Source organism: Phyllobacterium sp. SYP-B3895, from assembly GCF_009647635.1.
Lineage (GTDB): Bacteria > Pseudomonadota > Alphaproteobacteria > Rhizobiales > Rhizobiaceae > Phyllobacterium > Phyllobacterium pellucidum.
This window is the reverse complement of the sequence record NZ_WJIG01000002.1, coordinates 830,735-852,358: the sequence shown is the minus strand read 5'-3', so window position 1 is coordinate 852,358 and position 21,624 is coordinate 830,735. Positions and strand designations below refer to the sequence as shown.

Here is a 21,624-nt window from a genome sequence, read left to right as displayed (position 1 = left end):
CTCACTCGCCACGCGGATAGCGGGCATTCTCTTCCAGAACGTTCAAATCCATATGATTGCGCATGTAGCGCTCGGAGGCTTTTTGCAGCGGCTGATAGTCCCAGGGGTAGTACGAGCCGTTGCGCAATGCTTCGTAGACCACCCAGCGCCGCGCCTGGCTCTCGCGCACTGCGGCATCGAAGGCGGTCATATCCCAGCGCGCATGAGCCTTTGCCGTGAAATCGGCGACGACCCCAGCATGACCGGGATCGCCCGCAAGATTGTTGAGTTCGTGCGGATCCGATTCAAGATCAAAGAGTTGCGGCGGGTCGATCTCGCAGTGCACGAACTTGTGTTTGCCGTCGCGCAGCGCAACGAGCGGCGCATTGGAGCCTTCAGCCGCATATTCCATAAGCACGGGTGATTTGCGCGCCCCATCGCCGCGCATGAGCGGGCCAAGGTCCTCACCATCGGTCCATGGCAATACTTCGGCAATATCCACACCGCCAAGTGCTGCCAGTGTCGGCGTGATATCCAGCGTCGATACAGGTGCCTCGACAAGCTGCGCGTCGATGCCCTTGCCAGCGATCATAAGCGGCACGCGTGCCGAGCCTTCGAAGAAGTTCATCTTGAACCACAGGCCGCGCTCGCCGAGCATGTCGCCGTGATCCGAGGTGAAGACGATGATCGTATTGTCAAGCATCCGGGTCGTCTGCAGAACGTCGAGAATCTCGCCAACCTTGTCGTCGATGTAGGAAATGTTGGCGAGGTAGCCCTGGCGGGCCTTTCGTACCTGATCGGCCGTAATGTCGAAGGCCTCGTAGTCGCAGGCCTTGAGCAGGCGCTGCGAATGCGGGTCCTGATCGGCAAAACCAATCTCGCCGACAGCGGGGTCGAGGGCTTCCGAACCTTCGTAGAGGTCCCAATATTTGCGGCGGGCGACATAGGGGTCGTGCGGATGCGTGAAGGAAACGGTCAGGCACCAGGGGCGCCGTGCATGATCATCGGCTTCGCGCGAAAGCTGGTAGAGCTTCTGCCGGGCGTGGAATGCAACCTCGTCGTCATATTCCATCTGGTTGGTGATTTCGGCGACGCCGGCGCCGGTCACCGATCCGAGATTGTGATACCACCAGTCGATCCGCTCGCCGGGCTTGCGATAGTCAGGCGTCCAGCCGAAATCGGCAGGATAAATATCGGTGGTCAGCCGCTCTTCGAAACCGTGGAGTTGGTCCGGTCCAACAAAATGCATCTTGCCGGAAAGCCCGGTGTAGTAGCCGGCACGGCGCAAATGATGCGCGTAGGTCGGAATGTCCGAAGCGAATTCGGCAGCGTTGTCGTAAACCCGCGTGCGCGAAGGCAGTTGGCCCGACATCAGCGATGCCCGCGCCGGGGCGCAGAGCGGCGAGGCGGTATAGGTTTTTGCAAATCGGGCTGAACGCTTGGCAAGCGCCTTCAGATGCGGCGCGTGGATGAAAGGCGCCGGGCCATCCGGAAAAAGCGTGCCGTTCAATTGATCGACGACGATAATGAGAATGTTGGGCTTAGTCATTGCAGTGCTCCGGCGGCTGCGAGTTTGATATTCACGTAGTCTTCGACGAGGGCGATGGCCGACGCCGCCTCATGTGCGCCATTGCGCAGCGCATGGCGGATATAGAGGCCGTCGATCATTGCGCCTGCCCCTTCGGCGATCTGCGCTGCCGTCGCCCGATCGGTCATTTGTCCGAGCGCATAGGCCAGGTTCGAATGGGTGCGCCTCGCATAGATGCGCAGGAGACGGCGCGTTTCATCGGATTTTTGTGCATGAACATAGAATGTCAGCCACGCTGCAACCGTCTCCGGTGCGAATTGCGAGGCCGAAAAGTTGACTGCGATGACCGCCGCAACACGCCCAGCGGCTGTTGGCGCCTTGTGCAGCGCATTGCGCAGATCGTTGCCGAGTTCCTTCAGGAGATGCCGCATGGTTGCGAGGATCAACTGTTCCTTGCCGCCGAAATAGTGATGCGCCAACGCCGCTGAAACACCGGCTTCGTGGGCGATCTCCGCAACAGTCACATCAAGCGAGCCGCGTTGGCCGATGGTGCGGATCGCAGCATCGATCAACTCGCGTTTACGCAACGGCTCCATTCCTAATTTCGGCATTGCCAAGCATCCTGTTTCCCGCAAATCTATTCTTGATTGACTGGTCAATCAATAAAAATCTCTGCGCCGGTGTGTGGAAAGGAGTAGGATTGAGAGCACGAGTTTGGGCGGTCTTGTTCGCCACGACGGGCATGCACCTTGAACAAAAGTCTGATCGTGGTTAGGTCAATGGCCATGACATTTGTGGAGGAAACAAGATGACAGCCTGCATCGTCGGATGGGCGCATTTGCCTTTTGGAAAACTCGAGGGTGAAACGGTCGAAAGCCTGATCGTCAAGGCCGCGATCGGAGCGCTGGAGCATGCCGGGATCGGTCCAGAGGATGTCGACGAGATCGTGCTAGGGCATTTCAACGCGGGGTTCTCGCCGCAGGATTTCACCGCCAGCCTCGTCCTCCAGGCCAGCGATGCGCTGCGTTTCAAACCAGCGACCCGCGTGGAAAATGCCTGCGCCACCGGATCGGCGGCGGTTCATCAGGGGATCAAGACCATTCGCGCGGGAGCGGCCAAGGTTGTGCTCGTCGTCGGCGTCGAGAAGATGACCTCGACCCCGGGCCCGGAGATCGGCAAAAATCTGCTGAAAGCATCTTACCTTCCCGAGGAAGGCGATATTCCGGCGGGTTTTGCCGGCGTTTTCGGCCAGATCGCTGCCGCCTATTTCCAGAAATATGGCGACCAGTCCGATGCGCTTGCCATGATCGCCGCGAAGAATCACAAGAACGGCGTCGGCAATCCCTATGCGCAGATGCGCAAGGATCTCGGCTATGAATTCTGCCGGCAGGAGAGCGAAAAGAACCCATTCGTGGCCGGCCCGCTCAAGCGCACCGATTGTTCGCTCGTCTCCGACGGCGCCGCGGCGCTTATCCTCACCGATACGGAAACCGCACTCAAAATGAAGCGCGCCGTGGCATTCCGTGCCGCCCAGCATGTTCAGGACTTCCTGCCCATCTCGAAGCGTGACATCCTCTCATTTGAAGGATGCGCGTTAGGATGGAAGCGCGCCTTGGCGCAGGCCGGCGTTACAATCGACGATCTCTCCTTCGTCGAGACTCATGACTGCTTCACGATTGCCGAACTTATCGAATATGAGGCAATGGGTTTGGCGAAACCGGGCGAGGGCGCCAAGATCGCGCTTGAGGGCGAGACCGCTGTGGATGGACGCCTTCCGGTCAATCCTTCTGGAGGACTCAAGGCGAAGGGCCATCCGATTGGCGCAAGTGGGGTGTCGATGCACGTTCTGTCGGCGATGCAGCTCACCGGTGAAGCAGGCGGCATCCAGGTCCCTCGGGCAAAGCTTGGCGGCATCTTCAACATGGGCGGTGCGGCGGTCGCCAACTACGTTTCCGTTCTCGAGCGGATCAAATAGGTTCGGCCACAGGTTGAATCGGCGCTTGAAGGCGCTGATTCAACCTTTCAGCTTCGCGCGCCAACCACATGAAATGATTCCGCTTGGCCGAGCTTGGTATCGATGGCGGGACGGCCTATAAATCGGCAAGGCGCAGATTTTCGACCCAATTGAAAGATGATCTCCCATGACTAATCCGGTTCTCGTTGAGGTTTTCCGCGGTGAAACGGTCGAAAGCCGTCATCGCGGCTCGGTGGTTGTCACCGATGGCGACGGCAAGATTGTCTATTCGCTCGGAGATATCGAGCGCCCGACATTTCCGCGCTCCGCGATCAAGGCGATCCAGGCGCTGCCGCTTGTCGAAAGCGGCGCAGCCGATGCTTATGGTTTCGGCAATGAGGAGCTTGCCATGGCATGCGCATCGCATTCCGGCGAGCCCCAGCATGTGAGCCGGGCAGCCGACATGTTGGCGCGGGCCGGCCTTGATGTTTCGGCGCTCGAATGCGGCGCCCATTGGCCGACACAGCAGCCGGTGCTCATTGCGCTGGCCAAGAGCGGGCAGGAGCCGACAGCGCTTCACAACAATTGTTCGGGCAAGCATGCGGGGTTTCTTTGCACCTGCCGGCACCTTGGCGTCGAGACGCGCGGCTACTCGGCGCTGGGCTCGCCCGAACAGGATATGGTGCGTGAAGCCATGGAAAGCGTTACCGGCGCGCCCCACACGCTGGACTATTGCGGCACCGACGGCTGCTCCATACCGACCTATGCCATTCCTCTGAAGAACCTTGCGCATGGCTTTGCACGCATGGCGACGGGGACCGACCTTGCGCCAGAGCGCGCGAAGGCGGCGCGGCGCTTGATGGACGCGGCGATGGCCGCTCCCTTCTATGTGGCCGGCACACACCGCGCCTGCACTGAACTCATGGAAATGGCGCCGGGCCGCATATTTGTGAAGACGGGCGCCGAGGGTGTATTTGTCGGTGCCGTCCCCGAACTTGGGCTCGGCATCGCCGTCAAGTGCGACGATGGCGCGACGCGCGCTGCCGAGGCAATGATTGCGACGGTCCTGGCGCGTATTTTCCGCAATGAAGCCGAGCTTGAATCGAAGCTCGACAGGTTTGCCGATCGCGAAATGCGCAACTGGAACGGCATCACCTACGGGGTCATCAGCCCGACGGAAGAGCTGACCGAGGCAGAAATCAACTGACGATATTTCGCTCGACGACGAGGTTGGGATAGGCCGAGCCCTTTTGGGTAAGATCCTTCATCGCAACCTCTTCCCACTTGTGGCCGACAATTGCGCCCTTTGTTGCACCCTGAATGATATTGTCGGTGATGATGGCCGGTCCCACCCCATCGACGACCGTTACATAGATGCCTTCGCCGGAATTGCGGACGATGTTGCCACTGGCAACGAGATTGCGCATGTATGGTCCCCAACCGAGCTGAAGGCCGTAGGTCGGAGCGCCTTCAACAAGATTTCCGGTAATGGTACTGTCCGCTTCCGCCGAAATCCCGATGCCGAACGTGCCTGCGTATGGGCCCTTCACCGACAGGTTGCGTACGATATTGCCGGTGCAGGTACCGAGGCGTCCGCCATCGTCGAAGTTCACGATGGATATGCCATTGGCGGCGCCGTCGACGATATTGTTGGCGATGATGGCGCCCTCGAATGCAAACTCGGAATAGATCGCCGTCTCACCGCTGGTGGTGCAATTGTTGCCGGTGATCTGGATGTTCCCGGCGCTGTTGCCGCGGACGGCCGTGAAGGCGCAGTCGCTGACGACATTGTCTGCGACGATGACATTGTCAGCCTTGTAGACATTGATGCCATTGCCGTTCTGGCCCGTTCCGCCGGAATCGGCCCGGATCTTCTGCACGCGATTGCCGCTGATGATGGTACCGTCGCGGCCCTTGTCGTAGCGATGAACAAGGATGCCGCCATTGCCGCAATCGCTGATGGTGTTGCCGGTGATCGCAAGGCCCGCAGAATTGGCGGCAAATATCGCGGCGTCGGCTGCGCCCGAGATCCGGTTGCCGTCGATTGCGCCGCCCGATTGAAAGAGCGAAAGCCCGTTCTGCGCCGATCCGACGATTACGCAATCGCGGATCAACAAGGTGCTGACATTGTTGGCCTCGATGAGCCCCTTCACCTTGTCGCCGAGCTCTTTTCCGTTGCCGTCAAAAACGAGTCCGGTGAACTGGATCAGCTTGGAATCGCTCGCCTGGACAAAGCCGCTCTTACCCGCATAGACGATGCGGCTTTGGCCGGTCACGCCGAGAATATTGACATAGGACGGGCATAGGACGGCGGAAACGATATAGGTCCCGGCGGGCAGGAATACCTGATTGCCTTTGGCGCTGGCGCTCTCGAGAAGCGCGTTGAATTTCGCCGTTTGATCCTGTGTCGATCCCGGTTGTAAACCGTAATCGACGGCGTTGAGCGGCGCAGACGCGTTGGATGCTGCTTGCGCAACCTGCTGGAAGCCGTGGTTGAAGGCGACCCCGGTCAGACCGGCGAGGACAAGTCGTCTGCTGATCATGATTGTTCCTTGGCGTTGCAGGCAGAATGGAGCGAGGGTCTGGATACATCAAAGGATTGCACTTGCTGTTGGGGCGGGCAATCCCTACTTTGGAGTAATGAGCAGTGCTTTTACCAAACAGGACGACAGCAATGCCTCGATTGATTTTGGCGAACGTCCGATCAGTCCGCATCGCAATCTCGTAACCGAACGCGGCCTCGCCATGATCGATGCCGAGATCGCCGCGCTGCACGAGGAATTGGCCAAGGGCAACGCGGAGGCGGATCGCGAGTTGATCGCCCGGGCGTCGCGCGACCTGCGCTATTGGACGGCGCGTCGCGAAACGGCCGAAGTATCGCATCCCGATCCGAAGAGTGATGTTGTGCGTTTCGGCATGAGCGTAACCATCGCCGATGATGCGGGAAAGACCCAGACCTGGCAGATTGTCGGTGAGGACGAGGTTGATGCCAGCCACGGCAAGATCTCGCACGTGGCGCCGATGGCGAAGGTGATGTTCGGAAAGTCAGTCGGCGATACGTTCGAGTTGAACGGTCACGAATGGGAAATCACGAAAATGGCCGTCTCGACCTGAAGTTGAATCACAACTGAAGACAACCAAGCCACCCAACTCAAATTATTGAATTTTATATCGCTTCAATGTGGTCGCGGAAAAACATCGCCGCGCCGGTTTCGTCGATTTCGCCGGCGGCGACACTTAAAACCAGTTGGATGATGTCCTCAGCCGGTGCTTCGAGGCTGAAACCATTGAAGACGAGAAACAGATCGGCTGCCGCGAATCCGGTGCGTTTGTTGCCGTCGATGAACGGATGATTTTTGACGATGCCATAGAGATAGGCTGCGGCAAGCTCGCAAAGATCGGGGTCGCCGTAAGCTTCCTTCTGCAGCGGCCGATTTAGAGCTGATTCAAGCATTCCGACGTCGCGCACACCCGCAGCGCCGCCATGCAGGCGCAGTTGCTCCGCGTGAAGCGACTCCACGAATTCGCGAGAATGGAACTCGATCATTTGGCGAGAGCGCGATAGGCGGTCTCGTACTTCTTCATACGCTCGCGTGCGATCTGCATTTTTTTCTCAAACGCTTCGGGATCATCGTGCAAAGCCCGAAGAGTAAGGCCATCGGCGTCTTCAGTCAGAACCAGTTGATCGCCTGCCTTGAGGTTGTGGCGGTCGAGAACGTCCTTTGGCAGGATCACGCCTTCGGAATTGCCGATCTTTCGTAACGTGACATTCATGGCTCAGCTCCAATGTTATAACAAAAATTATAACACAGAAAACCGCCAATCTTCAAGTAAGACCTTAGTAGGGTGCGCTACAGCCAGCCCTTCTTGCGGAATATCAGGAGCGGAACCACCGCCGAAGCAATCATAATGCAAAGGGCCATTGGATACCCCCAGCGATAATCGAGTTCCGGCATCAGATGGAAATTCATGCCGTAAATCGAGGCGACAAGGGTGGGCGGCATGAAGGCAACGGCCGCGACCGAAAAAATCTTGATAATGGCGTTCTGTTCGATCGAGATCAGGCCGACCACGGTGTCGAGCAGAAACGTCACCTTGTTTGAAAGGAAGTCTACATAGGTGCTCAGCGATTGCGTGTCGCGCTCGAGGGACTTGATCCAGCCGCGCGTATCCTTCTTGTAGGGCTCCTGGTTGGTGAAGGCGGTCATATAGACGAGGAGGCGGCTGACGCCGGTGATGCTTTCACGTACTTTCGACAGGAACGCGCCCGTTATACCGATCTGGTTGAGGCTGTCCCTGAAATTCTTGGTGGTCATCGGCTTGTCGGTTTCCGAGCGCCGGAAGATTGCGTGCGAGTTCAGATCAATTCGGCCGGCGACGTCTTCGAGGATGTCGGCGAGACGATCAGTCACCGCTTCGATAAGACCGAGAAGGATGCTGACGCCCGTGCATTTTTCGTTGATCAGGCCGTTGCCCGGCTTCGTCGCGCGGCTGATGTAGAGGTTGAACGACTTCGGTTCGGTATAACGAACCGTAACCAGGCGCTGACCCGTCAGGATGAAGGAAATCGGGCCGATGCCATGGCTGTTTTCGCCTGTGGAGTACAGGACCGGAGCTGTCAGATATTGCGCACCGTTCTCGGCGTAGAAGCGGCTCGATTCCTCGATCTCATGCATGTCGTCACGGGTCGGGATCGACGCCTTCATCCAGCTTTCGACGTGATGATCTTCCTCGTGCGTCGGGTTGAGGAGGTCAACCCAAACGGTGTTTGCCGGCAGTTCAGCGCCTGCAAGTGCGGCGCTCGCCATCAGGTAATCTTCTTCGAGCGTATAGACAAAGATCATGTCACAATGAATCCAGCAATTTATCGATCAACTTTTCGGCGGCCTCGCCAATGACAGTACCGGGCGGAAATATCGCCGTCGCGCCGGCCTCGAGAACAGCGTTGAAATCCTGCGGCGGGATGACACCGCCGACGATGATCAGGATGTCATTGCGGCCGTGACGTTTCAAAGCTGCCTTGAGTTCCGGCACCAGGGTAAGGTGGCCTGCCGCAAGCGATGATACGCCGACAATGCGAACGTTGCTTTCAACGGCAAGATCGGCGACTTCCTCAGGTGTCTGGAACATGGCGCCAACGATCACCTCGAAGCCGAGATCGCCGAATGCGGTTGCGATGACCTTCTGGCCGCGGTCATGGCCGTCCTGTCCCATCTTGGCGACGAGGATGCGCGGCTTCTCTCCGGTGCGCTTCTCGAAGGCGGCTGCCTTCGCCTGCACCCGGTCGACTGCGTCGCTCTTGCCGATCTCCCTGCGATAGACGCCGGAGATCGTGTGAATTTCCGCCACGTGACGGCCGTAAGCCTTTTCGAGTGCCAGGGATATCTCGCCCACTGTCGCGCGGGCGCGCGCCGCCTTGATGGCAAAATCAAGGAGATTGCCGGTTCCGGCCTTCGCCGCGCTTGTCAGCGCGGAAAGTGCGGCGTCGACCGCAGCAACGTCGCGCGTGCCCTTGAGTTGCTGGAGCTTGGCAAGCTGGCGAGCGCGGACCTCCGCATTATCGACCTTCAGGACGTCCACTTCGACGTCTTTTGTCGGGCGATAGGAATTGACACCAACGACGGGCTGCTGGCCGCTGTCGATCCGGGCCTGCGTGCGGGCCGCTGCGGCCTCGATCCGCATTTTCGGAATGCCTTTTTCGATTGCCTTCGCCATGCCGCCGAGCGCTTCGATTTCCTCGATATGCGCCAAAGCCCGCGCCGCAAGATCGTGCGTCAGGCGCTCGACATAGGCCGATCCACCCCAGGGATCGATGATCCGCGTCGTGCCGGATTCTTTTTGCAGGATCAACTGCGTATTGCGCGCAATCCGGGCCGAGTGGTCGGTCGGCAAGGCCAGCGCTTCATCGAAGGAGTTGGTGTGCAACGACTGGGTGTGCCCCTGCGTCGACGCCATTGCCTCGATCATCGTGCGCATGATGTTATTGTGCGGATCCTGCGCGGTCAGCGACCACCCGGAGGTCTGGGAATGGGTGCGCAGCGACAGCGAGCGCTCGTCCTTCGGATTGAAGTTCTTCTTCATCAGCGCTGCCCAGAGCAGGCGTGCAGCGCGCAGCTTGGCGACTTCCATGAAGAAATTCATACCGATCGCCCAGAAGAAGGAGAGGCGCGGCGCAAAACTGTCGATGTCCTGGCCGGCCGCAACACCGGCGCGGGCATATTCGATGCCATCGGCAATCGTATAGGCAAGTTCGAGATCGGCGGTCGCACCGGCCTCCTGCATATGATAGCCGGAGATCGAGATCGAGTTGAACTTCGGCATGTTCTCCGACGTATAGGAGAAGATGTCGGAGACGATCCGCATCGATGGTTGCGGCGGATAAATATATGTGTTGCGAACCATGAACTCCTTCAGAATGTCGTTCTGAATGGTCCCCGCTAACTGTTTCTGCGCGACCCCCTGCTCCTCGGCCGCAACGATATAGAGCGCAAGGATCGGCAAGACGGCGCCGTTCATGGTCATTGAAACCGTCATCTCGCCGAGCGGGATGCCGTCGAACAATTGCTGCATGTCGAGAATGGAGTCGATGGCGACGCCGGCCATGCCGACATCGCCGGCAACGCGCGGATGGTCGCTGTCATAGCCACGATGCGTTGCAAGGTCGAACGCAACGGACAAGCCCTTCTGGCCCGCGCCGAGATTGCGCCGGTAGAATGCATTGGATTCTTCGGCCGTCGAGAAGCCCGCATATTGGCGGATCGTCCAGGGCTGCTGCACATACATGGTCGGGTAGGGCCCGCGAATAAAGGGCGCGGCGCCGGGATAGCTGTCGAGATGCGGAAGAATCCTCACGGCTGCGTCGCCATAGCTGCGCTTGACCTTGATCCCTTCAGGCGTCTTCCAACTTGACCTGTCGAGCCTGGATGGCAGCGGTTTCGGCTCTTGCCAATCGATGGTGGTGAAATCCGGAATTCTCATTTTACTCGGCGGCCTGGAAGGTTTCGTCTATGCGCGGAAAGCTAAGCGGTTCGCAATGTACAACGCCGTCGGTCGGCATCGGCATGTGCGGTGCGTCGATTACCCGTACCGGCCTTTCCTTTTTCGGCGGAAAGATGGTGGTGCCGACGATGGCCCGTTTGCCCGACGCATACTCGGCGGCGCGCCGGTTGCGGGCCTCAACGATGCGCGCCTGGAATTTGCCGTCGACGAGGCTTTTCAGAATACCGCCGTCGCGTTCAAGCGCCTGGAATTCCTTCCACGCCGCCTTGCACAGCGCTTCGGTGAGCCCCTCGACAGCCCCGGACCCGCACCCCGGATCGGCGACGAAGGCGAGATTGCTTTCGTCGGCGAGAATAAGCTGCGTGTTACGGGCGAGGCGGCGTGCAAACGGATCGGGCAGGCCATGGGTGATCGTATGGGGCAGGATTGCGATCGAGTCGGCGCCGCCGACAGCGCCGGCGAAAGCGGCAATCGTCGTGCGCAGGATGTTGGTTTCCGGGTCGCGCTTCGTCATCATGCGCATGGAAGTTTCGGCATGGATCACAGCGGGAGCAGGGCGAACGCTGCCGCAGACCTGCTGGAGCCGCGCCCACAGCCGGCGTAAAGCCCTGATCTTGGCGATAGACAGAAACTGGTCCTGGTCGAGCGAAAGCGCAAAGCCTAGATGCGGCGCCGCATAGACGATGGGCTGGCGTGCTTCTTCGAACAGCCGGAAATGCCCGGCGGCGATCGACAGCATGGCGCCGAGTTCCTGCGCCTCCGTAGCGCCGGCGTTGTGATAGACGCGGCCATCGGCTTCGAGAACGATTCCGGGCAGGTCAGGCGAAAAGAAACCCGAGAGGGACTGCGGCAGCGATGCTTTCAAGGCTGCAAGCGTCATGCGAAGCCGGCCCGTACCGGCAAGCGTCGCCGCCGGATCGATGCCGAGCGAAAAGCTCAGCGTCTTGGGGTTGACGTCGCGCGGGCGCATATAGTCGACGAACCAGTCGGCACAGGCGCGGCTGCGCGGGTGCACATCCATGCGCAGGTGGATCATGTCGAGATGAACGCCATAGAGCACTTCGTCGACAGCCTCGCGGGTCGAGGGAAGGCCGTAGCCGAAGGCGTTCGGCGCGCCTTCGAAGACGAGTGCGATGCCGGTAGCGCCGTTCTCAAGATCCTCAAGCAGCTGTTTGTTGGCGCGCGCCGGATCTGGATCGTCGATGCGCTGGACGATACGCCACGGCTGCGCAGGGTTCTTGCGCGGCGTGAGCTGCGCCTTGCGCTTGCGCTCGTAAAGCGGCTCGATCTTGATGTTATCGTCGGTCCTGGATGTCAGGGATTCATCGAAATCGGCGCCTTTCAAGGCTTTTTGCGCAAGCTTGACCCAAATATCCCGGTCAATTGCCGCAAATTCCGTTTCCTTGATCAGTGACGAGTCCATGCTTACTCCCGGTCGGCGCATTTTTGTCGGCGACTTTAGGAGGACTCATGCTGCTTCGCAACAAAGCAAAGTACCGCTTGGCCAACATATTGAGAAAGCGGGCTTTTTTGCCACGTCTGCTCAGTGTTCGACAACGCGCAGGTTTCGGGTGGCTGGTGCTGCGCGGTTGTGGAATTTCTGCATCAGGATCGAAACCTGAAAGGCAGCAAAAATGGACAGACTCAAAGGCAAGACGGCGCTCATCGTTGGTGCAAGTTCCGGGATCGGCCGTGCAACGGCGCTGCTATTTGCGAGCGAGGGTGCAAACGTCGTCGTGACGGCACGGCGTCAAGATGAACTCGAACATCTTGTCCATGCCATCGAAAGCAACGGGGGAAGGGCGGCCGCACTTGCGGGAGATGTCACGGACGAAGAATTCGCCGCGGCGTCGGTTGCATTGGCGGAAAGCCGTTTTGGGGGTCTCGACATCGCCTTCAACAATGCCGGGATAAATGGCGAAATGGGGCCGAGCGCCGCAATATCGCTCGAAGGCTGGCGCAACGCACTCGACGTTAACCTGACCGGCGCTTTTCTGGGCGCAAAACATCAAATACCAGCTTTACAGCGTCGCGGTGGTGGTTCGCTGATATTCACGTCCACTTTCGTTGGCTACACAGCGGGGATGCCGGGCGCTGCTGCCTATGCGGCGAGCAAGGCGGGCATCATCGGCCTCATGAAAACGCTCGCGGCCGAATTCGGGCCGAGTGGCATAAGAGTGAATGCGATCCTGCCGGGCGGTACTGCGACGCGCTTGGCGGATGCCTGGACCGATACTCCCGAAAAGCGCGCATTCGTCGAAGGAATGCACGCGCTGAAGCGGATTGCGACGCCGGACGAGATTGCCCAGTCGGTACTCTACCTCGCCTCGGACGAAGCAAGCTTCACGACAGGCTCGGCCATGCTCGTCGATGGCGGTGTTTCGATCAATCGCACATGAAAAAGGAAAAGCGCGCGCCAGCGGCGCGCGCTTTTACAGAAACTGGCATAAAATCAGACGAACTGGCTAAGGCCGGGTATCGAATTGACCACTTCGTCAACCGGGCCGCTGCCGGCCTTTTCCCGGGCAAAAGCGATGGTTTCCTTGGAAATGCCGCTGATTTCGCCCATGCCGAGTCCAAGCCCCATAAGCTTCGAGCCGAGGCCCATCACACCCGGCATCAGGCCGGACAGCAGACCGCCGCCCGACTGCGCCTCGGCAATGGCGGCTTCGGCACCGGGAAAGCCTGCAATGAGTTCGCCGACCTTGTCCGCCGGACCTTCCTTCTGCAGGAAAGCGAGGATCAGACCGACGGCCTTGGTGGCGGTTGCCGGATCGGTGCCGACATTGGCGGAAATCCGCGCGATGAGTTCTTCCATGAGGCTAATCTCCCGTCTCGTCATGAATTACGTTTACGTAATATGCGCGAAATCCGCGCCGCACAAGTCTATTTCGGCTTGGATGACAGCTCTAAAACGCACCTCGGCAAATTATCGTTGAACGGCGCAAAATTCATGGTTGGACCTTGAGACGCAGGCGCTAAAAATCACGCAAATCTACGTGAACGGTCCCGTCACACACGCTCAAGCTCGCTTGCCCTCGCCATTATTCCCAAGCAACCATTGTCGCATCCAGATTGGCTGTCTATACCGTGTAGTTAGTGACTTCCTGCGAGGATCGAACGACATGGCCGCTGACAGCATTTTTCTTGGTGCAAGCCGCAAACCCGACGACAGCTACCAGCAGGCAGAATCGCTGCTGCTGAAATTCGGCAACCGGCACGGCCTTATCACCGGCGCGACCGGCACCGGCAAGACGGTAACGTTGCAGGTGCTCGCCGAGGGGTTCTCCCAGGCGGGCGTCCCGGTGTTCTGCGCCGATATCAAGGGCGATCTTTCCGGCATCGCAGCGAAAGGCGAGGCGAAGGACTTTCTCGTCAAGCGCGCCGCCGATGTGAAGCTCGATCCCTATGAGCTCAGCGCGTCGCCGGTTATTTTCTGGGATATTTTTGGCGAACAGGGACATCCTATTCGCGCCACTATCTCGGAAATGGGCCCATTGCTGCTCTCACGCCTTATGAACCTCACCGACGCGCAGGAGGGGGTGCTGAACATCGCCTTCAAGATCGCCGACGAGGACGGATTGCTGCTTCTCGACATGAAGGATCTGCAGGCCTTGCTGGTCAACGTCGCCGAGCGGGCGGAAGAGCTTTCCACCAAATATGGCAACGTCACCAAGCCGTCAGTCGGAGCGATCCAGCGTTCGCTGCTTGTCCTCGAGCAGCAGGGCGGCACGAAGTTCTTTGGCGAACCGGCCCTGAAGATCTCCGACATCATGCGCACCGGCACCGATGGGCGCGGCGTTGTCAGCGTTCTTGCCGCTGATAAGCTGATGAACAATCCGCGCCTCTATTCGACATTCCTGCTCTGGCTCCTGTCGGAGCTTTTCGAGGAATTGCCGGAAGTAGGCGATCCGGAAAAGCCGCGTCTGGTGTTCTTTTTCGATGAGGCGCATCTGCTTTTCAACGAGGCGCCGAAGGCGCTGCTCACCCGTGTCGAGCAAGTCGTTCGCCTCATTCGTTCGAAGGGCGTCGGCGTCTATTTCATTTCGCAAAATCCGCTGGATGTGCCGGAAACCGTGCTTTCACAGCTCGGAAACAGGCTGCAGCATGCACTGCGCGCCTATACGCCGCGCGAGCAGAATGCGGTGAAAACGGCCGCCGATACGTTCCGGCCGAATCCCGACTTTAATACATTCGCGGCAATCACCAACCTCGCCACCGGCGAGGCGCTGGTTTCGACGCTCGCCGACAAGGGCGTGCCGTCCATGGTTCAGCGCACGCTGATCCGGCCGCCATCCGGCCGCATCGGACCGCTGACCAGCGACGAACGCCAGCGCCTGATCAATGCCAGCCCCGTTGCCGGCCAGTATGACGAGATGGTCGATCGCGAATCCGCGTACGAACTCCTGCAGAAGAAGGCCGAACAGGCCAAGACCGAAGCCGACGCCGCCAAACAGGTTGAGGAAGCGGACAGCACCAGCGGCTGGACGCTACCGGATATCCTCGGCGGCAGCAGCAAGCCCGGTCCACGCGGTGGCCAGCCACGAGGCCGGCAGACGGTAGCCGAGGCGGCGATGAAGTCCGTCGTCCGTTCGGTGGGAAGTTCGCTCGGTCGCGCCCTGGTGCGCGGCATCCTCGGAAGCCTGAGCCGGCGGTAGGCACCGTCACTTTAGCATTGATCAGCATTGCAAAAGGCCGGCGGGTTGCTGCCGGCCTTTTTTCGTCAGTTCGCTAGATCACCAGCACCGGCGTCTTGTTCGGAACGCGGTCGTACAGATCGATCACATCCTGGTTGATCAGGCGGACGCAGCCGGACGAGACGGCCTTGCCGATCGACCACCATTCCGGCGAGCCATGTATGCGATAAAGCGTATCGACGCCGTTCTGGAAGAGATAGAGCGCGCGTGCGCCGAGCGGGTTCTTGAGGCCCGGCTCCATGCCGCCATTCCGGGCGCTGTACTTTACGAGGTCCGGCTGGCGGGCGATCATTTCGTTTGGCGGCGTCCAGGTCGGCCAATGGCGCTTCCACTGGACGACAGCACGGCCGGACCATGAAAAGCCTTGTTTACCGATGCCGACGCCGTAGCGAACCGCCTGACCGTCTTCGCGTACGAGATAGAGGAACTTGTCGTTGGTATCGACAACAAGCGTCCCGGGGCGCTCACCTGTCGGATCGGGGACGATCTGGCGCAGATAGCGCTTGTCCATCTTGGCGATCGGTATGGCCGGCAGAGAATGTCCGCCGTCTTCCCGGGCGGAGTACATTTCCGCGTAGGAAGCAAATGCCGGATCCACATCCATTTGCGGCTGCATGAGCGGATTGCCGGCGTCGTCGACCTGAATGACAGGAAGATCGTCGCGGATTGTAGCGCAACCGGAGAGGCCGGCGGCGGCCGTCGCAGTCAACGCCGCAAGAAAGCCGCGACGTGATATTGTGTTTTGCATGATTGAACCAAATTCGTGGAAGGATGGGTTTGAACAAACGCTTGTGGTTGCTCTAGACGCACAATGATTATGGCCGCGAGCCGATTACAATAGGGCGCAATGAAGGCGGCGGCGCCACTGTTGCCGCCGAGCAACAAAACGGCGCGGGAACGACTGAAAGCGCGTTCACCGGCGGATAAACACTTCGTGAAAGATCGTTTCGTCTGCTGCCAACTGGTCGAATTGTTCGAACGGGGTCGGCATAAAAAAACAGACCCTGGCGGGTCTGTAAAGATTTCCTCGCCAAAGGGGAGATATCGACGAGGAGCAGGAACACTGTGATTTTATAATCCTAAAGTCCGCGCATTTTGGCAATTAGACCTTCGTCTAAGAACATAAGAGCCAATAGGCACTTGGCGTTCGAAGGCGAAACTGCCATTGATTTTGAAGGCAATTGGCCGTTCGATAGGAAAAAGCAGATTACAGGGAATGGAAGCAGCATCATGGCCGTCAGTACGCAAGCCCAGACATTGACATGGACCTATGTCGATGGCGACTGGTATGAAGGAAATGTGCCACTCATCGGCCCGCGTAGCCATGTGATGTGGCTGGGATCATCGGTCTTCGATGGAGCGCGCTGGTTCGAGGGCGTTGCCCCCGATCTCGACCGTCATGCGGCGCGCGTCAACGCATCGGCGGTTGCGCTCGGGCTCAATCCGACGATGAGCGTGGACGAAATCATCGGGCTGACCCATGATGGATTAAAGAAGTTCGACGGCAATACCGCTGTCTATATCCGGCCGATGTATTGGGCTGAGCATGGCGGCTATATGGGCGTACCCGCGGATCCGGAATCGACGCGGTTTTGCCTGTGCCTCTATGAGGCGCCAATGATTGCGCCGAGTGGTTTCTCGGTCACTGTCTCGCCGTTCCGGCGCCCGACCTTCGAGACGATGCCGACCAACGCCAAGGCAGGCTGCCTTTATCCCAACAATGCACGGGCGATCACGGAAGCGAAATCGCGTGGCTTCGACAACGCGCTCGTCCTCGACATGCTCGGCAATGTCGCGGAAACTGGCACCTCCAATATCTTCCTCGTCAAGGACGGTCACATCTTCACGCCCGCGCCAAACGGGACGTTCCTTTCCGGAATCACACGCGCCCGTACGATCGATGTGCTTGCCGACTACGGTTTCCGCACGACGCAGGCGACGTTGAGCGTTCACGATTTCCTGAGCGCCGATGAGATTTTCTCGACGGGGAACCATTCGAAGGTCGTTCCCGTTACCCGCATCGAGGATCGCGACCTTCAACCGGGTCCGATCGCGAAGAAGGCGCGGGAGCTTTATTGGGAGTTTGCGCATTCCACGCCGAAAATTTAACCGCCGAAAGGCAATGGCCTGAAATATTGATCCGTTTCGCATTGCTCCTGAAGTAATTGGGACCTATGTAACGAAGGCAGGTTTTGTCAGGATTGGCGACCAACGCACCGGTACCCAACCGGGCGGCCAATCCGGTCACCGAATTAATCGAAGAGGAGACTTCCATGGCTTTCGAATTGCCCGCACTGCCGTATGATTACGATGCGCTTGCGCCCTATATGTCGCGTGAAACGCTCGAATACCATCACGACAAGCACCACAAGGCTTACGTTGACAACGGCAACAAACTGGCTGCCGAAGCTGGTCTCGAAAACCTCTCGCTCGAAGAGATCGTCAAGCAGTCCTTCGGCAAGAATGCCGGCCTCTTCAACAATGCCGGCCAGCATTACAACCATCTGCATTTCTGGCACTGGCTCAAGAAGGGCGGCGGCGGCAAGAAACTGCCGGGCGCGCTCGAAAAGGCCGTGGAATCCGATCTTGGCGGCTACGACAAGTTCCGCGCGGATTTCATCAACGCCGGCACCACGCAGTTCGGTTCAGGCTGGGCCTGGTTGTCTGTAAAGGACGGCAAGCTCGAAATCACGAAGACGCCGAATGGCGAGAATCCTCTCGTTCATGGCGGCACGCCGATCCTCGGCGTCGACGTGTGGGAGCACTCCTATTACATCGACTATCGTAACGCCCGTCCGAAGTACCTCGAAGCGTTCGTCGACAATCTCATCAACTGGGATTATGTGCTCGAGCTCTACGAAAAGGCCAAGTAGGCACTGTTTCTGATAGTAAAGCGGCCTCGTCCTTGCGGGGCCGCTTTTGTTTTGAGCTTAGCCCAAGCAATGCCCGCCACGCCGACATTGCGCGCCCTCGCATATTAGCAATGATCGCTGGAGGCTCAGATCGGGTAGAATATACGGACTTCCGTTCCGACGAACGGCGTCGATTGTATCTGAAGCTTGCCTCCCATTGACTTGACCAATTCAACTGAATTGGTCAGTCCGAGCCCGACATGGACACCCGCCTTGGTCGAGAAGAATGGTTCGCGCGCTTTGGCAAGCAGGTCGGCGCTCATACCCTTGCCATTATCCTTGACAGCGAGGACAAGGCGAGACGCTCCCATGAAGGTGCGATGGATATCGGCCCCTATCGTGATCTGCGGCTGCTTGGGTGCTGGTATCGCGTTGATAGCGTTGCGAACCAGCTCATCGATAAGCAGATGAAATTGCGCTGCAGGAACGCGGATGGCGAAGGCTTCTTCGCTGGCTCGAATGATCAGAGTCTGTTTGTTTTTGCTGGCAATCTCGGCAACGACATCGCCAAGCGGCATTGACCGCGCGTCCGAACGCCTGTGGCCAATCAGCATGAGCCCTTCATTGATCGAATCGAGTTCGAGAATGGTGGCAAGAGCAGCCTCGGTCATTTCCGCTGATGGTTGAACTTTCCCATCGATATAGGTGAGGAACAAGCGCAGCGCTGCAATGCGCGTGCGAGTCATATGGGCGAAAAGCAAAGAGAAGGACCTTATGTGCTGATCCTCGCGGCTCTTGTCCCTGTTGTGCTGGTAAATTGCTATGGCGCTCAAGATAATTACCGAAAGCGCCGCGAAAAACGTCAGGCGATTCCGGGCCGCATCAATTCCAATGCGCGTTGTAGCGCTTATCGCCTGACTATGGTCCACGGTGGCGCCCAGCAGGCCGGCCAGGTAGAGGTCGATGAGCGAGACATCGTGCAGAACCTCGTTATAGTTTGTTTGCGCCAATACGTTGGGTAAGACGACCGTATCGAGCATCCTTATCGAGCGGTCGAGCCCGTTGGGGTCGTTTGGTGGCATGAAGTCTTTGGCATATTCGAGGGCCGCGAGCGATTTCAGGTTGAATCGCAACATCCGGATCTCTGTGAGCAAACGCGGGTCACGCTGCCCTGTCTGGACGGCAACGTTCAGATAGCCGACAATTCGCGCCACCTTGTCGCGCGATTGCGATGCTCGCCACTGCACCTCCGAACTCTGACCAAAAACGATCTCCGTCTCGCGCCTGTAGACATCCGTGCGCAGGAGCACCCAAATCGTCAGGCACACCGACGTCAGGAGACCGGCGTATAGAAGAAACGAGGAAGCTTGCGACAGATACCTTTTCATGAAAGGGCCCTGACCGATACGACGAACCAAACCCAAATAGCGTTGCGGCTGGGGAGATATCTTGGCGGCAAATCGTGGAGCGGCCAGATGAGATAAAGTGGCCCGCCATCGTCAATTGACAAGAGCCGATACGTTTGGCTGGGGCTGCAAGCGCCGCTCTGCCTGTCTTCATCCGTGCACTTCTTCTCTGTCGCGAGAATAGGCGCGTAGCGCTCGATCTCACTCGAACTGATCTTGGCTACGAAATTATTGGCGGCGCCAATTTCAAACGAGCCTCCGACGATGCTATTCCTCGCCAAAATGTCTTTGAGGAACGGCCCGCGAAAGCCGACCGTTACCCCTGCGCTCCAGGGCGTATCGGTATTTCGTTCGCGCGGCGTGAATTCTTTCCGCAGCTGTTGACGCGTGTAGGTCCTTACGATCTCACCTGACGTATCTCTGAGAATTAATGCCGCATCGTCCCACTGTTGGGCTACGGCACATCCTGCAACGAGACAAAGGCCGGCGGAAACGACAAGCAACAAGCCCTTGAGCAATCTATACGCAGGCAAGAGCGAAAGCCTCGTCATATGCCCGTAGCGTCAGATCGCGGGTGAACAATGCACATGCTCCACTGGAGCCGCGCGGGTCAAAAGCGAAACCCTTCGCCGCCATCGCCGCCATGATCTGCATAACGCCATCCAGCCCGTAAAGATGGTCGTGCAACTCCAGGAAGACGCGCTCGACACCTGGCAATTGCGCGCCGCGCAGTAGCTCGTATTCACCGCCTTCGATGTCCATTACCAGGATCTTTATCCCGGCAGCGACTATGATCTCGTCAATTTCCATTGACCGGATAGTAATGACGCGCTCATAGGGGCCCTGGTCTGCGAATGTCGAAGACATCCAAAATCCTTGCGCACGTAGAACGGTACTTCGCACGGTTCGCCGGCCATAAGCAGGCCATGGTTGACCGTGACGTTGTCGAAGCCATTGGTACTGATCACCTTCCGCGCCAGCACGACGACTTCAGGATTTGCGTCGAATGCCAGAACGCGAACGTCATCGGTTGCCGCCATTACCGACGATATGATGCCGAGACCCGTGCCGAGCTCCAGAATGCGGTCACCGGGACGGACCGCGCGCTTCACCCAGAAGGCTTCCTTGGCCTCATAGGTACCGTTCTGAAGTGCGGACCAGATTTTCTCGGATACGTCGCCGGGAAGAACTGGCACGATTATTTCGTGCGTATCGAAAGTAATTCTCATAATATCCATCGAACATAATTGTCCGCGGGCGGCAAAAGAATAACGGTGAAGGCCCAGCGATTTGCCAGAGCGTCGTGACCGCTTAAAATCCCCTGACCGGCGCGGAAAAAGCTAAAATAATAGAATCAAGCAACGACCAGATATTAGCACATATCAGAACAGATTCGACAACACGCCGATCTTCAAGAGCTTTGCCTTCGCCCGCTTGTAATAACGCTCGGCCGAAGCCGCATCAATGTTGAGATGCGATCCAAGTTGATCGTAAATTTCCTTTCTGCTGACGCCGGATGGTCTTTGCCGCATCCAGGCGAGCACCTCCTGTTCCCGCGGGGACAGGGCAGAATGGTAGACCTCCGGCTCGGTGCTTTCATCGTGATCAAGGCCGACCGATTTTCCGGCTTCGGCAATTTCCTGCACGATATCTGCCATTGCGCCGGGCTTGAGATTGTTCTTCGCGATGTACCCGGCGACGCCGAGCCGTTGGCACGCCTCCCATTCTTCCAAGCTGTCGGAGCCGGTGATGACCACGTGGATGGCCGCCGGCGACTGCTCCACAATCGACCTGATCACGTGCAGCCGATCGCGCGCGGAATGCGGATCGTAGCCTGGTAGACCAGGGTCGATGAGTACAAGCGCGAACGAGATCGATTCGGCCAGTTCAATTACAGTGCTTATGGTGCCCGCTGCGTGCACGACCGACGCAGGGAATGCGGTCTGGAGTTCGTGGACCAAGGCGAGTCGCATCAAGTGCTGGTCTTCGACGACCAGGAGATCAGCCCCGAAACTGGTTGGCATATAAAAATCTTTCAAAATTACTCAATTTTACCAATGGGATAATTATAAACAAACTCGATACGGGCAAATAGGGACAACGTTGTCACTTTTGTCGAAAAGTTTCGGCGCTATAAGGGACATATTCAACCAAACGCCTTTGAGAATTTAGTCATTTTACAACCGGAAGCCGATGATGAAACGATATA

General features: G+C 58.3%; 22 protein-coding genes. 7 read left to right on the top strand and 15 right to left on the bottom strand.

Going from position 1 to position 21,624, the window contains the following annotated elements; translation table 11 throughout:
* Window position 1: 1 nt before the first annotated feature.
* Window positions 2-1,528 (bottom strand): choline-sulfatase, encoded by a 1,527-nt coding sequence (gene betC, locus GF108_RS10605; protein WP_153667915.1) that lies wholly within the window; start codon window positions 1,526-1,528, stop codon window positions 2-4.
* Window positions 1,525-2,118, bottom strand: a complete 594-nt coding sequence (gene betI / locus GF108_RS10600; protein WP_091919343.1) for a transcriptional regulator BetI — start codon at window positions 2,116-2,118, stop codon at window positions 1,525-1,527. The genes betC and betI overlap by 4 nt, the downstream gene beginning before the upstream one ends.
* 197 nt (window positions 2,119-2,315) lie before the next feature.
* On the opposite strand from betI, the gene GF108_RS10595 reads away from it, so the two are divergent.
* Both GF108_RS10595 and GF108_RS10590 read left to right on the top strand, forming a co-directional pair.
* Window positions 2,316-3,482, top strand: a complete 1,167-nt coding sequence (locus GF108_RS10595) for an acetyl-CoA acetyltransferase (protein WP_153667914.1) — start codon at window positions 2,316-2,318, stop codon at window positions 3,480-3,482.
* Between the two features lie 166 nt (window positions 3,483-3,648).
* On the top strand, window positions 3,649-4,668 hold the full coding sequence (locus tag GF108_RS10590) for an asparaginase (protein ID WP_153667913.1): 1,020 nt from the start codon (window positions 3,649-3,651) through the stop codon (window positions 4,666-4,668).
* On the opposite strand, the gene GF108_RS10585 is transcribed toward GF108_RS10590, so the two are convergent.
* Window positions 4,661-6,004, bottom strand: coding sequence for a TIGR03808 family TAT-translocated repetitive protein (locus GF108_RS10585; RefSeq protein ID WP_153667912.1), 1,344 nt, complete (start codon window positions 6,002-6,004; stop codon window positions 4,661-4,663). The genes GF108_RS10590 and GF108_RS10585 overlap by 8 nt on opposite strands.
* A gap of 97 nt (window positions 6,005-6,101) precedes the next feature.
* On the opposite strand from GF108_RS10585, the gene GF108_RS10580 reads away from it, so the two are divergent.
* Window positions 6,102-6,575, top strand: coding sequence for a GreA/GreB family elongation factor (locus tag GF108_RS10580; protein WP_153667911.1), 474 nt, complete (start codon window positions 6,102-6,104; stop codon window positions 6,573-6,575).
* Between the two features lie 52 nt (window positions 6,576-6,627).
* On the opposite strand, the gene GF108_RS10575 is transcribed toward GF108_RS10580, so the two are convergent.
* The 5 genes from GF108_RS10575 to GF108_RS10555 form a co-directional block, all read right to left on the bottom strand.
* Complete coding sequence (locus GF108_RS10575; RefSeq protein ID WP_153667910.1) at window positions 6,628-7,008, bottom strand: type II toxin-antitoxin system death-on-curing family toxin; 381 nt, start codon at window positions 7,006-7,008, stop codon at window positions 6,628-6,630.
* Window positions 7,005-7,235: an AbrB/MazE/SpoVT family DNA-binding domain-containing protein gene (locus GF108_RS10570; RefSeq protein ID WP_027229999.1), complete on the bottom strand. Its 231-nt coding sequence runs from the start codon at window positions 7,233-7,235 to the stop codon at window positions 7,005-7,007. Before GF108_RS10570 ends, GF108_RS10575 begins: the two co-directional genes overlap by 4 nt.
* 77 nt (window positions 7,236-7,312) lie before the next feature.
* A complete protein-coding gene (locus tag GF108_RS10565) occupies window positions 7,313-8,305 on the bottom strand; it encodes a magnesium transporter CorA family protein (RefSeq protein ID WP_153667909.1) in 993 nt (330 codons plus the stop codon).
* A gap of 1 nt (window position 8,306) precedes the next feature.
* Complete coding sequence (scpA, locus tag GF108_RS10560; protein ID WP_153667908.1) at window positions 8,307-10,439, bottom strand: methylmalonyl-CoA mutase; 2,133 nt, start codon at window positions 10,437-10,439, stop codon at window positions 8,307-8,309.
* Between the two features lies 1 nt (window position 10,440).
* Window positions 10,441-11,883: a methylmalonyl-CoA mutase subunit beta gene (locus GF108_RS10555; RefSeq protein WP_153667907.1), complete on the bottom strand. Its 1,443-nt coding sequence runs from the start codon at window positions 11,881-11,883 to the stop codon at window positions 10,441-10,443.
* Between the two features lie 211 nt (window positions 11,884-12,094).
* Here GF108_RS10555 and GF108_RS10550 point away from each other — a divergent pair, with 211 nt between their 5' ends.
* Window positions 12,095-12,859 (top strand): SDR family oxidoreductase, encoded by a 765-nt coding sequence (locus tag GF108_RS10550; RefSeq protein ID WP_153667906.1) that lies wholly within the window; start codon window positions 12,095-12,097, stop codon window positions 12,857-12,859.
* 53 nt (window positions 12,860-12,912) lie between these two features.
* On the opposite strand, the gene GF108_RS10545 is transcribed toward GF108_RS10550, so the two are convergent.
* A complete protein-coding gene (locus tag GF108_RS10545) occupies window positions 12,913-13,278 on the bottom strand; it encodes a hypothetical protein (protein ID WP_027229994.1) in 366 nt (121 codons plus the stop codon).
* 307 nt (window positions 13,279-13,585) lie between these two features.
* Between GF108_RS10545 and GF108_RS10540 the strand changes: the two genes are divergently transcribed.
* A complete protein-coding gene (locus GF108_RS10540) occupies window positions 13,586-15,118 on the top strand; it encodes a helicase HerA-like C-terminal domain-containing protein (protein ID WP_113282050.1) in 1,533 nt (510 codons plus the stop codon).
* A 73-nt stretch (window positions 15,119-15,191) separates the two neighbouring features.
* On the opposite strand, the gene GF108_RS10535 is transcribed toward GF108_RS10540, so the two are convergent.
* Window positions 15,192-15,905: a L,D-transpeptidase gene (locus GF108_RS10535; RefSeq protein ID WP_153667905.1), complete on the bottom strand. Its 714-nt coding sequence runs from the start codon at window positions 15,903-15,905 to the stop codon at window positions 15,192-15,194.
* Between the two features lie 482 nt (window positions 15,906-16,387).
* Between GF108_RS10535 and GF108_RS10530 the strand changes: the two genes are divergently transcribed.
* Together GF108_RS10530 and GF108_RS10525 are read left to right on the top strand one after the other, a co-directional pair.
* Window positions 16,388-17,266: a branched-chain amino acid aminotransferase gene (locus tag GF108_RS10530; protein WP_153667904.1), complete on the top strand. Its 879-nt coding sequence runs from the start codon at window positions 16,388-16,390 to the stop codon at window positions 17,264-17,266.
* A 164-nt stretch (window positions 17,267-17,430) separates the two neighbouring features.
* On the top strand, window positions 17,431-18,030 hold the full coding sequence (locus GF108_RS10525) for a superoxide dismutase (protein WP_153667903.1): 600 nt from the start codon (window positions 17,431-17,433) through the stop codon (window positions 18,028-18,030).
* A gap of 125 nt (window positions 18,031-18,155) precedes the next feature.
* Here the strand turns inward: GF108_RS10525 and GF108_RS10520 are convergent, their stop codons facing one another.
* From GF108_RS10520 to GF108_RS10505, 5 genes are all read right to left on the bottom strand, one after another.
* Entirely contained in the window at window positions 18,156-19,397 is a 1,242-nt protein-coding gene (locus GF108_RS10520) for an ATP-binding protein (RefSeq protein WP_153667902.1), read from the bottom strand.
* The gene (locus tag GF108_RS10515) at window positions 19,394-19,948 is read right to left on the bottom strand and encodes a hypothetical protein (protein ID WP_153667901.1); all 555 of its coding nucleotides are present in this window, start codon (window positions 19,946-19,948) and stop codon (window positions 19,394-19,396) included. The genes GF108_RS10520 and GF108_RS10515 overlap by 4 nt, the downstream gene beginning before the upstream one ends.
* Entirely contained in the window at window positions 19,935-20,282 is a 348-nt protein-coding gene (locus GF108_RS22410) for an FkbM family methyltransferase (RefSeq protein WP_246663906.1), read from the bottom strand. The genes GF108_RS10515 and GF108_RS22410 overlap by 14 nt, the downstream gene beginning before the upstream one ends.
* Window positions 20,204-20,611: a methyltransferase gene (locus tag GF108_RS22405; protein WP_370462125.1), complete on the bottom strand. Its 408-nt coding sequence runs from the start codon at window positions 20,609-20,611 to the stop codon at window positions 20,204-20,206. Before GF108_RS22405 ends, GF108_RS22410 begins: the two co-directional genes overlap by 79 nt.
* A gap of 186 nt (window positions 20,612-20,797) precedes the next feature.
* The gene (locus tag GF108_RS10505; protein ID WP_153667900.1) at window positions 20,798-21,439 is read right to left on the bottom strand and encodes a response regulator; all 642 of its coding nucleotides are present in this window, start codon (window positions 21,437-21,439) and stop codon (window positions 20,798-20,800) included.
* Window positions 21,440-21,624 lie beyond the last annotated feature (185 nt).